Origin of the sequence: Variovorax boronicumulans (genome assembly GCF_029892485.1) — a bacterium.
Lineage (GTDB): Bacteria > Pseudomonadota > Gammaproteobacteria > Burkholderiales > Burkholderiaceae_C > Variovorax > Variovorax boronicumulans_B.
Window position 1 is genome coordinate 393,481 of record NZ_JARXVG010000004.1, and the last position, 21,019, is coordinate 414,499.

18 protein-coding genes are annotated in these 21,019 nt (G+C 67.0%); 11 read left to right on the forward strand and 7 right to left on the reverse strand.

Translation table 11 applies throughout. The features are described from left to right. Positions 1-14 precede the first annotated feature (14 nt). Together M2282_RS12300 and M2282_RS12305 are read right to left on the reverse strand one after the other, a co-directional pair. The gene (locus M2282_RS12300) at positions 15-785 is read right to left on the reverse strand and encodes an amino acid ABC transporter permease (protein WP_257863214.1); all 771 of its coding nucleotides are present in this window, start codon (positions 783-785) and stop codon (positions 15-17) included. 85 nt (positions 786-870) lie between these two features. After that, positions 871-1,644, reverse strand: coding sequence for a basic amino acid ABC transporter substrate-binding protein (locus M2282_RS12305; RefSeq protein ID WP_280809064.1), 774 nt, complete (start codon positions 1,642-1,644; stop codon positions 871-873). A gap of 193 nt (positions 1,645-1,837) precedes the next feature. Between M2282_RS12305 and M2282_RS12310 the strand changes: the two genes are divergently transcribed. Next, a complete protein-coding gene (locus tag M2282_RS12310; protein ID WP_280809065.1) occupies positions 1,838-3,523 on the forward strand; it encodes a M28 family metallopeptidase in 1,686 nt (561 codons plus the stop codon). 17 nt (positions 3,524-3,540) lie between these two features. Here M2282_RS12310 and M2282_RS12315 read toward each other — a convergent pair whose 3' ends face one another. Both M2282_RS12315 and M2282_RS12320 read right to left on the reverse strand, forming a co-directional pair. Continuing rightward, positions 3,541-4,371 carry a hypothetical protein gene (locus M2282_RS12315; protein WP_280809066.1) on the reverse strand — a complete coding sequence of 277 codons (831 nt, stop codon included), beginning with the start codon at positions 4,369-4,371 and terminating at the stop codon, positions 3,541-3,543. Between the two features lie 56 nt (positions 4,372-4,427). Then, positions 4,428-4,904 (reverse strand): Lrp/AsnC family transcriptional regulator, encoded by a 477-nt coding sequence (locus M2282_RS12320; RefSeq protein ID WP_280809067.1) that lies wholly within the window; start codon positions 4,902-4,904, stop codon positions 4,428-4,430. A gap of 179 nt (positions 4,905-5,083) precedes the next feature. Between M2282_RS12320 and M2282_RS12325 the strand changes: the two genes are divergently transcribed. The 5 genes from M2282_RS12325 (at position 5,084) to M2282_RS12345 (ending at position 14,826) form a co-directional block, all read left to right on the forward strand. Further along, positions 5,084-8,695: an indolepyruvate ferredoxin oxidoreductase family protein gene (locus M2282_RS12325; RefSeq protein WP_280809068.1), complete on the forward strand. Its 3,612-nt coding sequence runs from the start codon at positions 5,084-5,086 to the stop codon at positions 8,693-8,695. Between the two features lie 285 nt (positions 8,696-8,980). Further along, positions 8,981-9,313 (forward strand): preprotein translocase subunit YajC, encoded by a 333-nt coding sequence (gene yajC, locus M2282_RS12330; protein ID WP_280809069.1) that lies wholly within the window; start codon positions 8,981-8,983, stop codon positions 9,311-9,313. Positions 9,314-9,392: 79 nt separating this feature from the next. Further along, complete coding sequence (gene secD, locus M2282_RS12335) at positions 9,393-11,285, forward strand: protein translocase subunit SecD (protein WP_280809070.1); 1,893 nt, start codon at positions 9,393-9,395, stop codon at positions 11,283-11,285. A 9-nt stretch (positions 11,286-11,294) separates the two neighbouring features. Further along, positions 11,295-12,248: a protein translocase subunit SecF gene (gene secF, locus M2282_RS12340; RefSeq protein WP_280809071.1), complete on the forward strand. Its 954-nt coding sequence runs from the start codon at positions 11,295-11,297 to the stop codon at positions 12,246-12,248. A gap of 154 nt (positions 12,249-12,402) precedes the next feature. Beyond that, positions 12,403-14,826, forward strand: a complete 2,424-nt coding sequence (locus M2282_RS12345; RefSeq protein ID WP_280809072.1) for a DUF1631 family protein — start codon at positions 12,403-12,405, stop codon at positions 14,824-14,826. An 18-nt stretch (positions 14,827-14,844) separates the two neighbouring features. On the opposite strand, the gene M2282_RS12350 is transcribed toward M2282_RS12345, so the two are convergent. From M2282_RS12350 to M2282_RS12360, 3 genes are read right to left on the reverse strand one after another with little or no spacing between them, the layout of a single operon-like run. After that, positions 14,845-15,363 carry a DUF494 family protein gene (locus M2282_RS12350; RefSeq protein ID WP_280809073.1) on the reverse strand — a complete coding sequence of 173 codons (519 nt, stop codon included), beginning with the start codon at positions 15,361-15,363 and terminating at the stop codon, positions 14,845-14,847. Positions 15,364-15,397: 34 nt separating this feature from the next. Next, the gene (dprA, locus tag M2282_RS12355) at positions 15,398-16,555 is read right to left on the reverse strand and encodes a DNA-processing protein DprA (protein WP_280809074.1); all 1,158 of its coding nucleotides are present in this window, start codon (positions 16,553-16,555) and stop codon (positions 15,398-15,400) included. A gap of 24 nt (positions 16,556-16,579) precedes the next feature. Further along, positions 16,580-17,797: a LysM peptidoglycan-binding domain-containing protein gene (locus M2282_RS12360; protein WP_280809075.1), complete on the reverse strand. Its 1,218-nt coding sequence runs from the start codon at positions 17,795-17,797 to the stop codon at positions 16,580-16,582. 160 nt (positions 17,798-17,957) lie between these two features. On the opposite strand from M2282_RS12360, the gene def reads away from it, so the two are divergent. The 5 genes from def to M2282_RS12385 are packed head-to-tail and all read left to right on the forward strand — an operon-like array spanning position 17,958 to position 21,002. Then, positions 17,958-18,476 carry a peptide deformylase gene (def, locus tag M2282_RS12365; RefSeq protein WP_280809076.1) on the forward strand — a complete coding sequence of 173 codons (519 nt, stop codon included), beginning with the start codon at positions 17,958-17,960 and terminating at the stop codon, positions 18,474-18,476. Positions 18,477-18,482: 6 nt separating this feature from the next. Then, positions 18,483-18,980 (forward strand): hypothetical protein, encoded by a 498-nt coding sequence (locus M2282_RS12370; protein ID WP_280809077.1) that lies wholly within the window; start codon positions 18,483-18,485, stop codon positions 18,978-18,980. After that, on the forward strand, positions 18,977-19,930 hold the full coding sequence (fmt, locus tag M2282_RS12375) for a methionyl-tRNA formyltransferase (RefSeq protein WP_280809078.1): 954 nt from the start codon (positions 18,977-18,979) through the stop codon (positions 19,928-19,930). Before M2282_RS12370 ends, fmt begins: the two co-directional genes overlap by 4 nt. After that, positions 19,930-20,670 carry an AzlC family ABC transporter permease gene (locus tag M2282_RS12380; RefSeq protein WP_280809079.1) on the forward strand — a complete coding sequence of 247 codons (741 nt, stop codon included), beginning with the start codon at positions 19,930-19,932 and terminating at the stop codon, positions 20,668-20,670. Before fmt ends, M2282_RS12380 begins: the two co-directional genes overlap by 1 nt. After that, positions 20,667-21,002, forward strand: a complete 336-nt coding sequence (locus M2282_RS12385; protein ID WP_280809080.1) for an AzlD domain-containing protein — start codon at positions 20,667-20,669, stop codon at positions 21,000-21,002. The genes M2282_RS12380 and M2282_RS12385 overlap by 4 nt, the downstream gene beginning before the upstream one ends. The last annotated feature ends 17 nt before the right edge of the window (positions 21,003-21,019 follow it).

Genomic DNA, 21,019 nt, shown 5'->3' on the forward strand with positions numbered 1-21,019 from the left:
GCGGTTTTTTTGCTTCAACCGCGGTCGCTGCGGGCGAGGCGGTGTTCGAGTCGTCGCAGCATCGTCGTCAGCACCAGCGTCATGACCCAGTAGACGACCGAGATCGCCAGGTACGGCTCCCAGTAGCGCGCATACGCACCGGCCACGGTGCGTGCCGCGTAGGCCAGCTCGGCCAGGCCGATGGCGGAGACCAGCGAGGTGTCTTTCAGCAGCGCGATCGCGTTGTTGCCCAGCGGCGGCAGCATGCGCCGAAAGGCCTGCGGCAGCACCACGTAGCGCATCACCTGCGCGGGCGAGAAACCGATCGAGCGGCCCGCATCGAACTGCCCGCGAGAGATCGACTGGATGCCCGCGCGGAACACCTCCGAGATGTATGCCGCCGAGTTGAGCGTGAGCGCCACCACGCCCGAGATGAGCGCGCCGTGCTCCTGCTTCAAGGTGCGCGCGAGCTCACCGTCGATGAGGATGCCGCTGGTCGGATGGATGAACACCGGCATCACCGCGAAGTGGATGAGCAGGATCTGCACGAACAGCGGCGTGCCCCGGAAGAAGCTCACGTACACCGTGGCCGGCCAACGCAGGAAGAAGCGCGCGACCCAGGTCCATGGCGCATGGCGCGGCTGCGCCAGGCGCGCGAGCGCCAGGCACAGGCCCCAGCTCGAACCCAGCAGCACGCACACCACCGTCATGCGCAGCGTCATCCAGGCGCCTTGCCAGAACAGGTCCTTGTATTCGACCAGGATGTCCCAGCGGAACCATCCAAAGAGAAGGATCGGTTGCTCCATATTCATCGCCTTCGCGTCATCACTCTCGAAAAAACAAACGGCCGCTTCGAGGGCGGCCGTGATCGGGTCACAGGTGCCGTGCGGCTCAGCGCACGTTCGGGTCCTTGTTGAACCACTTCTTGTAGATCGTGACGTAGCTGCCGTCGGCACGCACTGCGGCCAGGCCGGCGGTGAGCTTGTCGAGCAGCGCCTTGTCGCCCTTCTTCACGACGATGCCGAAGCCTTCTTCGGGGAAGGACTTGTCGTCGACGGTCTTCAGGTCGGGGTTCTGCGCCACGCGATAGGCAATGACGCCGTTGTCGCCCATGGCCGCATCCACGCCGCCGCCGGCCAGCTCCGAAATGATGAGCGGCGTGCTCTCGAAGCGGCGGATGTCGGGGCTGGTCTTGCCGAACTCGCGCGAGGCGATGTCGTCGGCGGTGGAAGCGCTCACCACCGCGATCTTCTTGCCGGCCAGGTCCTTCAGCGAAGTGACCTTGCTGTTCTTCGGCAGCGCGATCAGCTGGCGGGCCGCGAAGTACGGCGGCGTGAAGTCGTAGCTCTGCTTTCGCTTCTCGTTGATGGTCACGCCCGAGATCACGAGGTCGACGTCGCCGTTGTTCAGCGCGCCGAAGATGCCGGTGAAGGGCGTGTTGACGATCTTGATCTTCAGGCCCTGCTGCCTGGCGATGGCGTTGATGATGTCGATGTCGAAGCCGACGATCTGCTTGTCCTTGTTCTCGAAGGCGAAGGGCGCGTAGGTGGCGCTGGAGGCCACGACGAGTTCGCGGTTCGGTGTCTGGGCCTGGGCGCCGAAGGCGAGCGTGGCGGCTGCAAGGCCAACAAGGCCGGAAGCCAGGGCGCGGCGGATGGGGTTCATTCGAGGGTCCTCTTTGTCCGCGGTGGCGGGATGCATGTGGTGGGCGGGGATTTTAGGCTTGCGCTATCGCACCACCCGCACGGAGCGTGCCAGGCGCGCGCTAACTAAGGTTCTCCGGGAGAGCGCGTGGGCATAGCGCGGCGACCGTGGCTTGCTGACTAGCATCCGGGGCATCCCCATCCAGGAGCCTCGCATGACCCAGCGGTTCGCCCTTTCTTCACTTCTTTTCGGCATCGGCCTCGCATGCGGCACCGCGGGCGCGCTGGCGGCCGACCCGGCGCCGCGCTTTGATCCGCAGCGCCTGTCGCAGATCGTGAAGACCATCTCGGGCGACGACTTCGAGGGCCGCGCGCCGGCCACGGCGGCGGAGGCCAGGACGGTCGACTATCTCGTCGCCCAGTTCAAGGCCGCAGGCCTCGTGCCCGGCGGAGACCTCGAAGGCGGCAAGCGCGGCTGGACGCAGTCGGTGCCGCTGGTGAAGACCGAGTTCCGCGGCACGCCGCAACTCACGCTGCAGGTCGGCACGCAGCGCGATGCGCTGGTGCAGGGCGAGCAGATCGCGGTGCGCGCCGCGCTCGACGGCTCGACGTCCGTCTCGATCCAGCAGGCGCCGCTGGTCTTCGTGGGCTATGGCGTGAGCGCGCCTGAACGGCGCTGGGACGACTACAAGGGCGTCGACCTCAAGGGCAAGATCGCCGTGGTCCTGGTGAACGACCCCGACTTCGAAGCTGGTGATGGCGTCAGTGGCGACTTCGGCGGCAAGGCGATGACCTACTACGGCCGCTGGACCTACAAGTTCGAGGAGGCCGCGCGTCGCGGCGCACTGGGCGTGCTGATCGTGCACGAGACCGCGCCCGCCGCCTATGGCTGGGCCACGGTCAAGAACTCCAACACCGCGACCATGCTCGACATCGAGCGCGATCAGCCCGCCGCGGTGCATCCGAAGCTGGAGGCCTGGATCCAGCGCGACGTGGCGGTCGAGCTGCTGCGCCGCGCGGGCCTGGATTTCGAGGCGCAGAAGAAACTCGCGCAGACGCGCGAGTTCCAGCCGCAAGTGCTCAAGGACGCGAGCTTCTCGGCCGAGTACGCGATAGCGCGCGAGGTGATCGTCTCGAAGAACGTGGTCGGCCGCGTCGAAGGCAGCAAGCGCCCCGGCGAAACGGTGATCTACAGCGCCCACTGGGACCACCTGGGCGTGGGCGCGCCCGATGCCAAGGGCGACAGGATCTACAACGGCGCGGTCGACAACGGCACCGGCCTCGCCGCGCTCATCGAGATGGGCCGGGCCTTCGCAAGCGCGCCGAAGAAGCCCGAGCGCTCCGTCGTCTTCCTTGCTGTGACCGCCGAGGAGCGCGGCCTGCTGGGCTCCGAGTTCTACGGCGCCAAGCCGCTGTATCCGCTGGCGAAGACCGTGGCCGTGATCAACATGGACGCCTTGAGTCCCGAAGGCCCGGCACGCAACTTCAGCACCTCGGGCAGTGCCGTCTCGCAGCTGCAGGATCTGCTGGTCGAACAGGCCAAGGGCTTTGGCCTCGCCTACGCGCCGGACCCGCACCCTGAGGCCGGCTACTTCTTCCGCTCCGACCATTTCTCGTTCGCCAAGCGCGGCGTGCCGGCGCTGTCGTTCGCTTCAGGCAACGATTGGGTGGAGGGCGGCCTCGCCGCCGGCGAAGCGTCCGCCAAGGCCTACACCGCCGAGCGCTACCACCAGCCGGCCGACGAATGGCGTGCCGACTGGTCCTTCACCGGCATGGCGCACGACTTGCCGCTGCTTTATCGCGTGGGCGAGACGCTGGCGAACAGCAAGCGCTGGCCCGAGTGGGGACAAGGGTCGGAGTTCCGCGCGACGCGCGAGGCGAGCCGCGGCGAGCGGCGCTGATCTGGCTTCTTTCTGCTTCAGCGACCGAAGAGGAGGTAGAGCGCGATCAGCGCGACCACGACGGCGCCGATCAACTTGTTCTTCCAGCGGCTCGGGGCAGGCCCTGAAGTGGAGGACGACGTCCAGGTGAACGTTCGCGTCTGCGAGGCGGAAGACGGCGGCACCGCGAACGGCATGGACGGCAAGGCAGTCGTCGACGAAGACGACGTGGTGCTGAAGTCCATCGAATCGAGCGAGAACGTCGTCGAGGTCGACGTCACGCGCGTCGTGGTCTTCGCGCCGTCGATGCGGGCGATGGCGTCCGCGACGATGTCGGTGTGCGACGTGCGGCCGGCCAGCGCCTTCAATTCGTCCTCGCTCAGCGCGCCCGACCGGAGCACCGTCCAGGCGAGCGTGGCGGGCAGCGAGTCGGGCGCGGCCCAGCCCTCCTGGTGGGTGGGCAGCATCGAGAGGCTGTGGGCGTGCTGCGCTGCGTCGATCAACTGCAGGTTCAGCAACTGATCGAGCGCGTTGGCGCTGACGCCGTCGTGCACGCGGCGGTCGAGCAGGCGGATGTGCAGTTGCGCCCAGGGCGGCAGGGGGAATTCGCCGCTGATGAGGTCGGTGGCTTCGGAGACGATGGCCTGGGCTTCATTCTCCTGGCCTGGCGCGGCGCGGGCGGGGAGGTCGGCGAGTTGCGCTTGCGGAACGAACTCGCGGGCGACGACCCAGGCCAGCGCTTCGGCCGGGGTGCGGAACAGGGCGTTGGGTAGCTCCGGATCGTTGGTGGCGGCCGCGTGTTCGGCGTCGGTGAGCAGGCAGATTTGCTGCAGATGGTCCAGTGCCCGGCGGCTGGGGTCGAGATTCATGCGGCTCCCTCTTCTTGTCTCGGTGATGGCCGGATGCTCGCACACTGGCCGCGCCGCTACTTCGCCAGGTGCCCCAGCGGCAACGCACTGCTCGCCTTCACCTCCCCCAGCGAAAAGCTCGTATGAAGGTCCTTCACATTCGGCAGGTTCATCAGGTGCTGCCGCGCGAAGGCCGAAAAACCGTTCAGGTCCTGCGCCACCACCTGCAGCTCGAAGGTGCCGGTGCCGCTGATGTAGTGGCAGGCCACCACTTCGGGCATCTTGCGGATCGCGTCTTCGAGCTTGCGCGTGGCCTCGTTGGTGACGCGCTCGGTGTCCACGCGCACGAAAGCGAGCACGCCCAGCCCGATCTTGTGGCGGTCGATCTCGGCGCGGTAGCCCTTGATGAAGCCGGACTCCTCCAGCGCGCGCACCCGGCGCCAGCAGGGCGCGGCCGAGAGCCCCACGCGCTGCGCAAGCTCGGCATTCGTGAGGCGTCCGTCGGCCTGCAGTTCTTGCAGGATTGCGAGGTCGAACTTGTCAATGCTTTCCATGAGGGCCGATATTAAGCAAGATTCTTTCTGGAAGCGGGTTTTTCGGGGCAAAGAACGCAAACACCTGTCGCGGACCCCGGCATACACTTTGCGTGATCATGGGCTCGCGCCCTACCGGGCACAGACCCACAGCCAATCAGCCAGGCCCACAAGGCCCTGCCAATACGGAGACAGACAACATGAACGCCCCGCTGCCCGAGCACATTCGCCGCGCGCTAGAGACCGTCACGCTCGACGACAAGTATTCCCTGGACTACGGCCGCGCCTTCATGAGCGGCGTGCAAGCCCTCGTGAAGCTGCCGATGCTGCAGCAGCTGCGCGACAAGCAGGCCGGCAAGAACACCGCCGGCTTCATCAGTGGCTACCGCGGCTCCCCGCTCGGCGGCTACGACCAGGCGCTGTGGAAAGCCAGCAAGTTCCTCAAGGAACAGAACATCGTCTTCCAGCCGGGCGTGAACGAAGAGCTGGCAGCCACTGCGCTCTGGGGCACCCAGCAACTCGGCTTTTCGCCCGCCGGCACCAACAAGTTCGACGGCGTCTTCGGCATCTGGTACGGCAAGGGCCCGGGCGTGGACCGCTGCTCCGATGTCTTCAAGCACGCCAACATGGCGGGCACCACCGAATTCGGCGGCGTGATCGCGGTCGCCGGCGACGACCACATCTCCAAGAGCAGCACGGCCGCGCACCAGAGCGATCACATCTTCAAGGCCTGCGGCACACCGGTGTTCTTTCCGACCAGCGTGCAGGAAATCCTGGACCTGGGCATTCACGCCTTTGCGCTGAGCCGCTTCTCGGGCGTGTGGTCGGGCATGAAGACGATCCAGGAAATCGTGGAGTCGAGCGCCACGGCGATGATCGACCCCGAGCGCGTCGAGATCGTCATTCCCACCGACTTCGAAATGCCGCCCGGCGGCCTGCACATCCGCTGGCCCGACCATGCGCTGGAGCAGGAAGCCCGGCTCATGCACTACAAGTGGTACGCCGCGCTCGCCTACATCCGCGCCAACCGGCTGAACCACAACGTGATTCAAGGTCCGAACGACCGCTTCGGCATCATGGCCAGCGGCAAGGCCTTCAACGACACGCGCCAGGCGCTGCTGGACCTGGGGCTCGACGACGCGGCCTGCCGCCAGCTGGGCATCCGCCTGCACAAGGTGGGCGTGGTGTGGCCGCTGGAAGCGCAGCTCACGCGCGAATTCGCCACCGGCCTGCAGGAAATCCTGGTGGTCGAAGAGAAGCGCCAGGTCATCGAATACCAGCTCAAGGAAGAGCTCTACAACTGGCGCCCCGACGTGCGCCCCAACGTGGTCGGCAAGTTCGACGAAGGCGAAGTGCACGCGGCCGAGGGTTACTCCGGCGGCGAATGGTCGATGCCCAACCCAACCGCGCACACGCTGCTGCGCGCCAACGCCGACCTGAACCCCGCGCTCATCGCCAAGGCGATCGCGCTGCGCCTCAAGAAGACCGGCCTCCTGGCCGCGGCCGGCGCCGACATGACGGCGCGCATCGACGCGCAACTCGCCATCCTCGAAGCCAAGGAGCGCTCGATGGTGGTGCAGCAGGCCTCCACCAGCGTGGCCGACGCCACGCGCCAGCCGTGGTTCTGCTCGGGCTGCCCGCACAACACCAGCACCGTGGTGCCCGAAGGTTCGCGCGCGATGGGCGGCATCGGCTGCCACTTCATGGCGACCTGGATGGACCGCTCCACCATCGGCTTCACGCAGATGGGCGGCGAGGGCGTGCCATGGGTGGGCCAGCAGCCCTTCACGACCGACCAGCACATCTTTGCGAACCTGGGCGACGGCACGTACTTCCACAGCGGCCTGCTCGCCATTCGCCAGAGCATCGCGGCGGGCGTGAACATCACCTACAAGATCCTCTACAACGACGCGGTCGCGATGACCGGCGGCCAGCAGGTCGGCGAGCGCCCCGAAGGCCACTCGGTGCTGCAGATCGCGGAGAGCCTGCATGCCGAGGGCGCGAAGAAGGTCGTGATCGTCACCGACGAGCCCGAGAAGTACGAGGGCGTCTCGATTCCGGGCGACCACGTGCAGGTGAAGCACCGCGACCTGCTGGACGAGATCCAGCGCGAGTTCCGCGCCATGGCCGGCACCACGGCCATCATCTACGACCAGACCTGCGCCACCGAGAAGCGCCGCCGCCGCAAGCGGGGCACGGCCGTCGATCCGGCCAAGCGCGTGGTCATCAACGAGCTGGTGTGCGAAGGCTGCGGCGACTGCAGCGTGCAGAGCAACTGCCTCTCGGTGGAGCCGCTGGAAACCGAATTCGGCCGCAAGCGCACCATCAACCAGAGCAGCTGCAACAAGGACATGAGTTGCCTGAAGGGCTTCTGCCCGAGCTTCGTGACCGTCGAAGGCGGCCAGCTCAAGAAGAAGAGCAAGAGCAAGGGCGCCACGCCCGCCGAGTTCGGCCTGATGCCCGAGCCGGTGATTCCGTCGCTGGACGGCGGCAAGGTCTGGGGCGTGGTGGTGGCGGGCGTCGGCGGCACCGGCGTCATCACCATCGGCCAGCTGCTCGGCATGGCCGCGCACATCGAGGCCAAGGGCATCGTCACGCAGGACGCGGCCGGCCTCGCGCAAAAGGGCGGCGCCACCTGGAGCCACGTGCTCATCGGCGACACGCAGGACGACATCCGCACCACGCGCGTCGGCACCGCGGCGGCCGACCTGATCCTGGCCTGCGATCCGCTGGTCACGGTCAACGGCGAAACCATGGCGCGCATGCGCGAAGGGCGCACGCACGTGGCGCTCAACAGCCACAGCTCGCCGACGGCCGCCTTCGTGCGCAACGCCAACTGGCAGAACCCCGAAGACGCCTGCGCCGCCGAGATCGCGCGTGCCGTGGGCATCGACGGCATCGGCACCTTCGACGCCGATGCGGCCGCCACCACGCTGATGGGCGACAGCATCTACGTCAACCCGGTGATCCTGGGCTACGCCTGGCAAAAGGGCTGGCTCCCGCTGGCGCACGAGTCGCTGATGCGCGCCATCGAGCTCAACGCCGTGGCCATCGAGAACAACAAGACCGCCTTCGAATGGGGCCGCCAGGCGGCCGTTCGCCCCGAGGAACTGCAAAAGCGCGTGCGCCCGGGCCAGGTCATCGAGTTCAAGAAGCGCGAGACCGTCGAGATCCTGGTGGCACGCCGCGCCGAGTTCCTGACCGGCTACCAGAACGCCGCCTACGCCGAGGAATACAGGCAGTTCGTCGCCAAGGTGCAGCAGGCGGAATCGTCGCTGGCCGGCAAGACGGCGCTCACCGAAACGGTGGCGCGCTACCTGTTCAAGCTGATGGCGTACAAGGACGAATACGAAGTCGCGCGCCTGCACACCGACCGTTCGTTCCTCGACCGTGTCGAAGGCATGTTCGAAGGCGACTACAAGCTGAACTACCACCTTGCGCCGCCCATCATTGCGAAGAAGAACGCCAAGGGCCAGTTGCAGAAGCAGAAGTTCGGCCCCTGGATGCTCACGGGCTTCCGCTTCCTCGCGAAGCTCAAGGGCCTGCGCGGCACGGCGCTCGACATCTTCGGCCGCACCGAAGAGCGCAAGACCGAGCGCGCGCTGATCACCGAGTACCGCGCGAGCATCGACGAGGTGATCGGCGCGCTGCGCGCCGACAACCACGCGCTGGCTCTGGAGATCGCGAGCCTGCCCGAGCAGATCCGCGGCTACGGGCATGTGAAGGAGCGCAACCTGGTGGCGGCGCGTACGCGCTGGAGCGAGCTGATGGCCAGGTGGCGCAACCCGCAGGGGCAGCGCGCGGCGGCCTGATTCTTCAGCGGTTTCAGCCTTCGAAGAGCGCCCTATGGGCGCTCTTTGCTATTCAAAACGTAGCAAAGAACGGCCGCGCCGGATACCCGGAAAGCCCTCCCCGCCGCGCCGGATAAGCCGGTAAAAGGCCGCTTCGCCCCGAATACAATGCCCGGTGCTGTGCGCGGCCAAGCCCCGCCGAGCTTTTGACTTGCGGCCCGTTTTCGCGTGGCCGTCCAGAGATGGAATGGCAGGCCCGGCCCGCATTCCCCTCGCTTTCTTCTCTTCCCTCTGCTGGAGACTCTCTTGTTCATTTCCTCTGCTTTCGCCCAGACCGCGCCCGCAGCCGCCGGCGGCGGCGACATGTTGTCCTCGCTCGGCAGCATGCTGCCCCTGGTGCTGATGTTCGTGGTGCTGTATTTCGTCATGATCCGCCCGCAAATGAAGCGCCAGAAGGAAGCCCGCGCCATGATCGAAGCCCTGGCCAAGGGTGACGAAGTCGCAACGGCCGGCGGCGTGCTCGGCAAGATCACCTCGATCGGCGACCAGTACCTCGGCCTCGAGATCGCCAACGGCATCGAGATCAAGATCCAGCGCAGCGCTGTGGTGCAGGTCCTGCCCAAGAGCGCCGTCAAATAAAAGCGTGAGCTGATCCTTGCGCTTTGCGGCGCAGGGCCCCAATTCACGCCGTGTTCCGTTTCTGAAAAGCGCTTTTCACATGAACCGTTACCCGGTCTGGAAGTACTCGATCATCGTGATCGTGCTGCTCGTGGGGCTCATCTACGCCCTGCCCAATTTCTTCGGCGAGTCGCCTGCGGTGCAGGTGTCGGCGGCCAAGTCCACCATCAAGATCGATGCGTCGACGCAGGCCCGGGTCGAGGGCGTGCTCAAGGCGGCGGGCCTCGCGCCCGACCTGCTGACGCTCGAGCCGACCGCCGTGCGGGCGCGCTTCGTCACCACCGACGACCAGATCAAGGCGCGCGATGCACTGCAGCAGGCGCTGGTGCCGAACGCGGACGAGGCCTCCTATGTGGTGGCGCTGAATCTCGTGTCGCGCTCGCCCCATTGGCTGACTGCGCTGCATGCCTTCCCGATGTACCTGGGCCTGGACCTGCGCGGCGGGGTCGATTTCCTGCTGCAGGTCGACATGCGCGGCGTGCTGGACAAGAAGGCCGAGTCCTTCGCCGGCGACATCCGCGCGGCCCTGCGCGACAAGAAGGTGCGCGGCAGCGCGGTGAACCGCAACGGGCAGACCGTCGAGATCACGCTGCGCGACGCCGCCAGCCTCGAGATCGCCCGGCGCCTCCTGCAGGACCAGATGCCCGACCTGAGCACCGTCGAGAGCCAGCAGGGCACCGAGTCGCGCATCGTGGCCAGCATCAAGCCCGAAGCGGCGCGCCGCTTCCAGGACGCGGCGCTCAAGCAGAACGTGACCACGCTGCACAACCGGATCAACGAACTCGGCGTGGCCGAGCCGGTGATCCAGCAGCAGGGCATCGACCGCATCGTCGTGCAGCTGCCCGGCATGCAGGACCCGGCCCAGGCCAAGACGATCATCGGACGCACCGCCACGCTCGAGATGCGCCTGGTGGACGAAAGCGCCGAAGGCCGCGCGGCCGAGCAAGGCACGGGGCCGGTGCCATTCGGCTCCGAGAAATTCCTCGACCGCTCGGGCCGCGCCGTGATCGTGAAGAAGCAGGTGCTGGTCACCGGTGAGAACCTCACCGATGCGCAACCCGGCTTCGAGCAGCAGACCAACCAGCCCAAGGTCGACCTGACCATGGACTCGAAGGGCGGCAACATCATGAAGCAGGTCAGCATCGAGAACTACAAGAAGCGCATGGCCATGCTGATCTTCGAGAAGGGCAAGGGCGAAGTGCTCACCGCTCCCTCGATCAACGGCGAGCTCGGCAACCGCTTCCAGGTCTCCGGCGCGATGACCGTGAGCGAGGCCAACGACCTCGCGCTGCTGCTGCGCGCCGGCTCGCTGGCCGCGCCGATGGAAATCATCCAGGAACGCACCATCGGCCCGACGCAGGGCGCGGAGAACATCAAGAAGGGCTTCGACAGCGTGATGTACGGCTTCGCCGCGATCATGGTGTTCATGTGCCTCTACTACGCGCTGTTCGGCGTGTTCTCGTCGATCGCGCTGGCGGTCAACCTGATGCTGCTGGTGGCGATCCTCTCGATCCTGCAGGCCACGCTCACACTGCCCGGCATTGCGGCCATGGCGCTGGCCATCGGCGTGGCCATCGACTCGAACGTGCTGATCAACGAGCGCGTGCGGGAAGAGTTGCGCAACGGGGCGTCGCCGCAGGCGGCGATCCATGCGGGCTACGAGCGCGCATGGGGCACCATTCTCGATTCCAACGTGACCACGCTGATCGCGGGCATCGCGCTGCTGGCCTTCGGCTCGGGCCCGGTGCGCGGCTTTGCAGTGGTGCACTGCATCGGCATCGTCACCTCGATGTTCTCGGCCGTGTTCTTCTCGCGGGGCCTGGTGAATTTCTGGTACGGCCAGAAGAAGAAGCTCAAGAGCGTGTCGATCGGCACGGTCTGGCGTCCAAAGACCGATGGCACCGATGCCATGGTCGTGGCCGAAACCAAATAAGAGACCGCCATGGAATTCTTTCGGATCCACAAGACCATCCCGTTCATGCGCCACGCGCTGGTGCTGAACATCGTTTCCTTCGTCACCTTTGCGCTGGCCGTGTTCTTCCTGTTCCATCGCGGGCTGCACCTGTCGGTGGAGTTCACCGGCGGCACGGTGATGGAAGTGGCCTACAAGCAGTCGGCCGACGTCGGCAAGGTGCGCGAGGTCGTCGCCAAGCTGGGCTACCAGGAGGTGCAGGTGCAGAGCTTCGGCACCTCGGTGCAGATCCGCCTGCCGGTGGCCAAGGGCATGACCTCGACCCAGCAGAGCGACCAGGTGATCGGCGCCCTGAAGGCGGTCGAGCCGACGGTGGAGCTGCGCAGCAACGAGTTCGTCGGTCCGCAGGTGGGCGACGAGCTCACCAGCAACGGCCTGAAGGCGCTCGCCATGGTGGTCATCGGCATCATGATCTACCTGGCGTTCCGCTTCGAATGGAAGTTTGCGCTGGCTACCGTGCTGGCCAACCTGCACGACGTGGTGATCATCCTGGGTTTCTTCGCCTTCTTCCAGTGGGAGTTCTCGCTGGCGGTGCTGGCGGCGGTGCTGGCGGTGCTGGGCTACTCGGTGAACGAGTCGGTCGTGATCTTCGACCGGGTGCGCGAGAACTTCCGCCGCTACCGGAAGCTGACGACGGCCGAAGTCATCGACAGCGCGATCACCTCGACCATCAGCCGCACGATCATCACGCACGGCTCCACGCAGCTGGTGGTGCTGTCGATGTTCTTCTTCGGCGGCCCGACGCTGCATTACTTCGCCCTGGCGCTGACCATCGGCATCTGCTTCGGCATCTATTCCTCGTGCTTCGTGGCCGCTGCCATCGCGATGTGGCTGGGCGTGAAGCGCGAAGACCTGATCAAGGGCGGCCCGACCAAGCGCGACGGCGAGTCCGAAGACGACCCCAACGCCGGCGCCGTGGTCTGACGGATACTTCGGGGTTCGACAAAGCGGGCGGCAAGGCCGCACCGCTGTTCGCAGGCAACGCCGGGCACTGTCCACACTTGTGCGGTGGCGATTCCCGATGCAAGCTCGCGGTTGTTGCCGACGAACAGTTCCCACTGGCCTTCCCGATCCTTCAATGAGCACTGCGCGGTCCGCCTCTTCCCAGCAGCTCGCACGCGAGACGCGTGAGCGTTTCGTATTGGCCACCGAGGGGGCCATCATCCCGCTGGCCCACGCCATCCGCGACCGGCTGACGCAACTGGCTTCCGAGGTGGGCAATGCCCGCGCCATGCAGGAGCACCGCGACGATTTCGTGGCGTTCCAGGGCCAGGCCACGCAATGGGTCACGCTCTCCCAGGCCAGCTGGCGCAAGGCGCTGAGCGCCTCTGCGCCAACCGGCGGATTGACGGCCTTTCCCACGGCGCTGCGGCTCGAGCTGATCGGCGACGAGGTGGTCGAATCCAACATCCTCGCCTCGCGCCTCGCGCAGGTGATCCACGACAAGGCGAGCTTCGAACTCAGCGACCTGCGCCTGCGCATCCAGCACCTGGAAGGCACGAGCGAGCTCGATGCGAAGGACGTGCTCAAGCCCGAGACGCTGGCCAGGCTGCTGGTGGAGCAGTGGCTGGCGGCCGGCCTGAGCCGCGAACTCTGGGGCCGGGTGCAGGACACGGTTCAGCACCAGTTGCTCGAGGTGATCGTCAAGGCCTACGAGAGCGCCAATGCCTTCCTGATCGCCAACGGCGTGATGCAGGAGATCGACCTCAAGAGCTTCGTGCGGCGCACCGGCAATGCCGGCGGCGGCGGCAACAACGGTGGCTTCAATACCTCGCTCTCGGGCGAAGCCGCTTCGGCGACTGGCCCGATGGCGGCCACCGGCGGCCAGCATCGCACCGGCTTCGGCGCCCAGGCGCAGCAGCCGGCTTCCGTTCCGATGACGGTTCCTTCGTCGACGATCGGCGGCTCGCCGCTGACGATCGCGCGGCAGCGCGCGCAGACGGCGCTGCTGAACCTCAAGCGCTTCGTCTCGGCGCGCATCGGTGGCGATACCACCACCCCCGCCGCCGCCCCGAATTCGATCGCAGCCTCCGCACCGGCAGGCCGCGCAACCAGCCCCGGCAGCGGCCCCGCGGGCGGGGGCGGCATCACGGCCCCGCGTGCATTCTCCCGAACCTTTGCCGGCGCCATCGCCGATGCCGAGGCGGCCTACCGCATGGCCGCCACGCAGTTCATGGATGGAGCGGGCGAGCAGGACACGGTCATCCAGCAGACGGCGGTCGACCTGCGCCGGCGCAGCACCGAACTCAAGAAGCGCGCGCCCACCACCGCCGACAAGGCCACCGTGGAAATCGTCGCGCTCATGTTCCAGGCGATCCTGGCCGAGGAGCGGATTCCGTTCTCGGCGCGGGTGTGGTTCGCGCGGCTGCAGATGCCGGTGCTGCGCGTGGCCATCGCGGAGCCCGAGTTCTTCGGCACGCTGCAGCATCCCGCGCGCATGCTGATCGACCGCATGGGCTCCTGCGTGATGGGCTTCGACGCCGCGGCCATCACCGGCAGCGCGCTCGAAGGCGAGATCCGCCGCGTGGTGCAGGTGATCGAGCAGTATCCCGAGACGGGCCAGCGCGTGTTCAAGCTGGTGTTCGACGAGTTCGTGGCGTTCCTCAGCCGCTACCTGACGCAGAGCGACAGCACGCAGCGCGTGATGAGCGTCGCGCAGCAGGTCGAGCAGAAGGAAACGATGGCGATCCAGTACACCATCGAGTTGCGCAAGATGCTCAACGACATGCCGGTGCGCGACGAGATCCGCGAGTTCCTGTTCAAGGTCTGGGCGGAGGTGCTGGCGATTGCCGCGCTGCGCTACGGCGCGCAGGGCGAGCAGACGGTCATGCTCAAGCGCGTGGCCTCCGAGCTGGTCTGGGCCGCGAGCGCCAAGCCCAACCGCACCGACCGCGCACGCGTCATTCAGGACCTGCCGCAGCTGCTGCAGCGCCTGCGCCAGGGCATGGCGCTGCTGGGCATCGTCGACGAGCCGCAGGAAGCGCACATCAAGACCATCGGCGCCACGCTATCCGACGCGTTCCTCTCGAAGACCGAGGCGATCCCGCAGGCCAAGATCGAGGCCATGGCCGAGCGCCTCGCGCACCTGGAAGATTTCGTGAGCGACATCGGCGGCACCGCCGACCTGCCGCTCGACGCCCACAGCATCGAACTGCTGCTGGGCGTGGACGCGGCCTCGATCGAGGTGGTGCCGGATCTCGCCGGCGTGCAGGTGCCCGAGGACATGCTGGCCTGGGCGCACGAACTGCAAGTGGGCAACTGGTTCATGCTGGACCACAATGATCGCGTGAGCCAGGTCCAGTTCGTCTGGCGCAGCGATCGCAAGCAACTGCACCTGTTCGCCACGGCGGACGGCCGCAGCTTCCTGATCCAGGCGGGTCGGCTGGCAACGTATCTGCAGGCGGGCCTCTTGGTGCCGGCCGAGGAAGAAACGCTCACGGTGCGCGCCACGCGCGAGGCGCTGGCGAAGCTCGATGCGAATCCGGAGCGGTTGCTGAATTAGCCAGCCGACGCGGCGGGCTCAGTGCGCGATGCGGCCTTCGCGGCTTTCGCAGAGCTCGTCGAGCACCAATGCATCGGGCTCGATGCCGGTGCTCCAGTGGACCATCAGCACGATGATCTTGAGTTCGTCGAGTGCCACCGGGTCCCCGGGCGCCGCCATCGCGCGTTCGATCACGATCTCGCGCAATCCGCAGGACAGCACATTCGACGATTCGAGAAAGCGGATGAAGCCGAGGCATTCGGCGCCCAGGTGTTCCTGCTCGGACTGGGAGTAGACGCGCATGGCGTCGTCCGACTGGGGCAGGGAGGCTTCGGTCGCGCCGCGGAAGGTGACCGTGGCGGTGGCATCGTCGTCGGCATCGAGTTCCAGCTGCATGCCCTGCGTTGCGAGGCTCAGGCCGTCGAGCCAGTGCAGGGCATCGCGAATCTCTTCTGCCTCGAAGCCGTGCGCGCTGAGCTTGCGGCCCAGTTGTTCGGGTTCGGGGCAGGCATCGCCGCGCCAATAGTTTTCATAGACAAAAACAAGCACTTCGAACATGAGCCCAATATAGCCCACGAACGTGCAGGACAGGCTAAGTGGATGCCATTCGTTGGAACAGCCCGCCGGGCAGGCGTGAAATGTGCCCGTCCAGTTCGAGTTCGAGCATCCTGGCCTGCAGCGCCGCTGCGCTCCAGCCGGTGCGTGCACTGAGCGCGTCCAGGCTCACGGGCTCGAAGCCGAGCGCGTCGAGGAGCGGGTCTTCATGCGCCGCAGCGGATGCGTCGCTGCCGGCATGTCCGTTCGAGTGCGCCGCGCTTGCGGCACCGTTCGTGCGCAGGGGCGGCAACTCCTCCAGGATGTCGGCCACCGACTCGACCAGCTTCGCACCCTGGCGGATCAGCGCGTGGCAGCCGCGCGACTGCGGTGAATGGATCGAACCCGGGATCGCGAACACTTCCTTGCCCTGTTCTGAGGTGAGCCGCGCGGTGATGAGCGAGCCCGACGCCAGCGCCGCCTCGACCACCAGCGTGCCGCGCGCGAGTCCGGCGATGAGCCGGTTGCGCTTCGGGAAATTCTGCGTCAGGGGCGGCGTGCCGAGCGGCAGCTCGCTCACGATCAGGCCCTGCAAGGTGATGCGGTGCGCAAGGTCGCGGTGCCGCGCCGGGTACACGCGGTCGAGGCCCGTGCCGACCACGGCCACCGTGGCGAGCCGTGGCGCATCGCCGGCTGCATCGAGCGCACCCTGGTGCGCGGCGCCGTCGACGCCGAGCGCCAGTCCCGACACCACCGGCATCCCCGCATCGCCCAGCGCCCGCGCAAAGCTGCGCGCGTTGGTGGCGCCTTGCGGCGTCGGATTGCGGCTGCCGACGACCGCGATGCTGTTCTGCAATTGGGTGAGATCGAAGTCCGAGGCGCCGAGCATGTAGAGCATCAGCGGCGGGTCGGTCATTTCGAGCAGCGAATTCGGGTAGCCGGCATCGCCGAGCGTCACGAGGCGGCGGGTGACGCCGTTGTCCTCGGTTGTCTGCAACCACTGCCAGGTCTGGTCGATCGACGCCTGGAGGGCATGGGGCGCCTGTTGAAGCGCCTGCGCCTGCGCCGCGCTGACGACCTGCCGCAGCGCGGCATCGCTCTGTGCGAAAACCCCTTCAGGCAGGCCGAAGGCTGCAAGCAGCTTGCGCGCGGTGCCGTCGCCGATGCCCGGCGTCAGTGAAAGTCGCAGCCAGCCTGCGAGTTCTGCACGTTCCAAACGAATACGGGGCCAGAAAGCGGATCAGGGATTGACGAGGAAGTCGCCTGCCTTCGGAGTGTCGTTGATCTCGAGCACCAGGGCGTAGGACACCTTCTCGAAGGTGCGGAACACCATCAGCAGGCCGATGCGTTCGTTCGGCAGCTTGATGGTTTCCTTGCGCGCGCCGGTGCGGTCGACGATGGTTTCGCCGTTCTTCAGGATGGCCAGCACGTGGCCGCTGTCGATGCCGTCGCGCGTGCCCTTGTTGATGGCCACCACCTGGTTCTGCGCCGCGAACTGCACCGCGTTGCCGTAGACCGAGATGATCCGGCCGTCGACCTGCGTCGAGGGCGCGCGCGGCGCGTAGCTCAGCAGCTGGCGCGGCGGTTCGGGCAGCAGGCGGTCGCCGGCGCGCATTTCCTCGCGCGACGCCACGATGTCGATGCTGGCGGGGACGACCGTGATGATGTCCTTGTCGTCGACCGTCTCGATGGTGGTCGATTCGCCGCGCTGCAGCTGCGCCTTGCCCAGGTACTGGGCCTCGTAGCCGAGGATTTCGCCCGTGCCCGGGTCCTTGAGCGGCGTGGCGTTGCGGAAGATGCGGTAGTTTTGCACTGGGCCCGGCACTTCGACCAGCGGCGACTCGGGATTGCCGCGGGCGTAGGCGCGGTCGCCGCGCGACAGCAGCACGCGGCTGTCATTGCCGGCAACGATGCGCGGCGCGCTTTCGAGCGTGTTGGCGTCCACCACGATCGGCTCGCTGAGGAACGGCTCGATCAGGCTCGGATTGAGCGTGGGCAGGGCCATGCCGGCCAGCGAATCGAAACGGGTGCGCGGTGACAGCTTGATGGTGCCGCCGTCGCCGCTCACACCGCCGCGGCGGGTGGTCAGGCGCGCCCGGCCGCCGCTCTTGTCCAGGTAGAGGACCTGGCCGGGGTAGATGCGGTGGGGGTTGGCGATTTCATTGATGTTCATGCCCCACAGTTCCGGCCAGCGCCAGGGGCGCAGCAGGTAGAGGCGGGAGATGGCCCAGAGCGTGTCGCCGGGCTTGACCGTGTACTCGTCGGGCGCCCTGGGCGACAACTCGCTCAGCGGAACGCCCGCCTGGGCGGTCTGCTGGGCCGTGGCGCGCTGCTGCTGCGTGACGGGGTAGTTCTGAGCCCAGGCCGTGGTGGCGCCGCAACTGCCGATGACCGCCAGGGCGGTCAGCGTGGCGAAGAGATGGGAGCGCTGGCGTTCGGTGGATCTGAGCTTTTTCATGTCTGGATGGGTGAGCGCACGACGTATCGTGATGCATACGAATCTCACAATTTGCTACGAATTCTGCGCCTGAAGCCCTTGGGAGGGCAACGTTTTCAGGCCCGCAGGGCGCTTCGCGTCGCGGAATTGGCGAAAATAGCCACAACTTCCCCCCGATTTCATGGCCAAACGAATCATTCTGAGTTACCCGGACAAGCGCCTGCACACGGTGGCCAAGCCGGTGCAGGGCGTCGATGCGCGCATCAAGGCCCTGGTTGCGGACATGCTGGAGACCATGTACGACGCCGAAGGCATCGGCCTGGCAGCGACCCAGGTCGACGTGCACGAGCGGCTCGTCGTCATCGATGTGTCCGAGGAGCGCAACAAACCGATCGTGCTGATCAACCCCGAAATCACCTGGGCCAGCGACGAAAAGGTGCTCAATGAAGAGGGCTGCCTCTCGGTGCCGGGCATCTACGACGGCGTGATGCGCTCCACTTCGGTGAAGGTCCAGGCGCTCGACGAGAACGGTGAAATGCGCACCATCGAGGCCGAAGGCCTCTTGGCCGTGTGCATCCAGCACGAACTCGACCACCTGCTGGGCAAGGTGTTCGTCGAATACCTCTCTCCGCTGAAGCGCAACCGCATCAAGAGCAAGCTGCTCAAGCAGCAACGCGAAGAAATGCGCGAGCGGGCCTGAACCCCCATGACCTTGCGCAGCTTCGGCTCCCTCGCGGCATTGGCGGTTCTCGTAGCGATCGCCGGCTGCGCCAGCGAGCCCACCCGCATCAAGCCCGGCACCACCGCCGCCGAAACCCTGCAGCGCCTGGGCACGCCCACCGGCCGCTACCCGCTGACCGGCGGCGGCGAGCGCCTGCAGTATTCGCGCATGCCCGCTGGCTTCGAGGTCACCGACATCGACGTGGACGCCTCGGGCAAGGTTGTCTCGGTGACGCAGGTGCTCAACGAGGCGCGCTTCGGCTACGACATCAAGGTCAACCAGTGGCGCCAGAACGATGTGATGGCGTTTTACGGCCGGCCGTACCAGACCGACCGCGTCAGCTCCTTCGACGGCGTCGTCTGGACCTGGCGCTACAAGGCAGTGAACGAGCGCCGCATGCTCTATATCTATATAGACCCGACCGGCGTGGTCCGTCGCTATCACACGGGGGATGACCTCGAATTCGAACGGATCCGGGATTGAGCCGGCTCAAGATCGCTTTTGCGGGCACGCCCGAGTTTGCGCGCGTCGCGCTGGAGGCCATCGCCGCCGCCGGCCATGAGGTTGTGCTGGTCCTGAGCCAGCCCGACCGGCCCGCGGGCCGCGGCATGAAACTGCAGGCTTCCCCCGTCAAGCAGTGCGCGGTCGCCAACGGCTGGCCGGTGGCCCAGCCGCGGAGCCTGCGGCTGGACGGCAAGTACCCCGACGAGGCCGCCATCGGCCGCGATGCCCTCGAACGGGCCCGGCCCGATGTGATGGTGGTCGCCGCCTACGGGCTCATCCTGCCGCAATGGGTGCTCGACCTGCCGAAGCACGGCTGCCTGAACATCCACGCGAGCCTCCTGCCGCGCTGGCGAGGCGCCGCGCCGATCCACCGCGCCATCGAGGCCGGCGATGCAGAGACCGGCATCACCATCATGCAGATGGATGCGGGCCTGGACACCGGCGACATGCTGCTGCGCGAAGCCGTGGACGTCGGTGCCGACAACACAGCCCGCCTGCACGACCGCCTGGCCGAACTGGGCGGCCGGATGATCGTCCGGGCCCTGGCGAATCTCGGCAGCCTCGTGCGCACGCCGCAGCCCGCCGAAGGCGTCACCTACGCCAACAAGGTCGAAAAGCACGAGGCACAGATCGACTGGACCCAGCCCGCCGACGCCATCGTCCGGCGCATCCGGGCCTTCGATCCGTTCCCCGGCGCCAACAGCCCGCTCGACGGCGAAACCATCAAGCTCTGGACCGCGCACGCGGTGCCCGCCGCAGCGCCGGCCGCGCCCGGCACGATCCTGTCCGTTGCCGACACCGGCGTCGCAGTGGCCGCTGGCGATGCCGGCGTGATGCTCACCGAGCTCCAGCGTCCGGGCGGCAAGCGCCTGCCCGTGGCCGATTTCCTGCGCGGCTTCGACCTGAAGGCCGGGCAGGTATTCGGCTGATGTTTCTTTCGCAAGCCATCCGCCGGCGCCCCGAGTTCCGCAAGGGCATCCGCGACATGTCATCGGCCGCACTGGGCATCGGCGCCTGGGGGCTGATGACCGGCGTGGCGATGGTCAAGTCGAACATGAGTGTGGTCGAGGCGGTGGTCATGACGCTGTTCGTGTACGCGGGCAGCTCCCAGCTCGCGGCCATTCCGTTGCTGTTCGCGGGCGCGCCGGCCTGGGTGATCCTGGCGACCGGCTTCTGCGTCAACCTGCGCTTCGTGGTCTTCAGCCTGCATTTGCGGCCCTACCTCATGCACATGCCGCGCTGGCGCCGCATGACGCACGGCTACCTGACGGCGGACCTGAGCTACGCGCTCTTCACCCGGCAGTACCCGGCGCCGCCGGCGACCGTTGCCGAGCAGCAGTCGCAGGAGGCCTACCTCACCGGCAACTACTTCGTGACCTGGTGCTCGTGGATGGGCATGAGCCTCCTGGGCATTGCGCTGGCCAACCTCATTCCGCAGAACTGGGGCCTGGGTTTCGCGGGTGTGCTGAGCCTGGTGGCCATCGTCTGCTCGATGGCGACGACGCCGCTGCGCATCCTGGCCGCGCTGATCGCCGGCGCCACCGCGGTCGCGGCCTATGCGCTGCCGCTCAAGCTCAACATCGTGGTGGCCATCGGCGCCGCGGTGCTGCTGTGCTTCTGGCTGGAGAAGCAGTTCGGGCTCGACCCCGACGCGGAGGACGACAAGTGAGGGACACCGATCTCTGGACGCTGGGCGTGATCGCCGGACTGGCCCTCGTCACGGTGCTCACGCGCTGCTTCTTCTTCATCCTCGACCGGCCGTGGGGCCTGCCGGACTGGGCGCACCGTGCGCTGCACTACGCGCCGGCGGCGGCGCTGGCCGGCGTGATCGCCCCCGAGATCGTGATGACCCAGGGTCACCTGATCACCACGCTGCACGACGCACGCCTGTACGCGGCCGTCGTCGGTGGCGCCTACTACTTCTGGCGCCGCGGCGTGCTCGGCACCATGCTCGCGGGCATGGCGGTGTATTTGCCGCTGCACCTGGGCCTGGGCTGGTAGGCGGGCGGCTTTTCCTT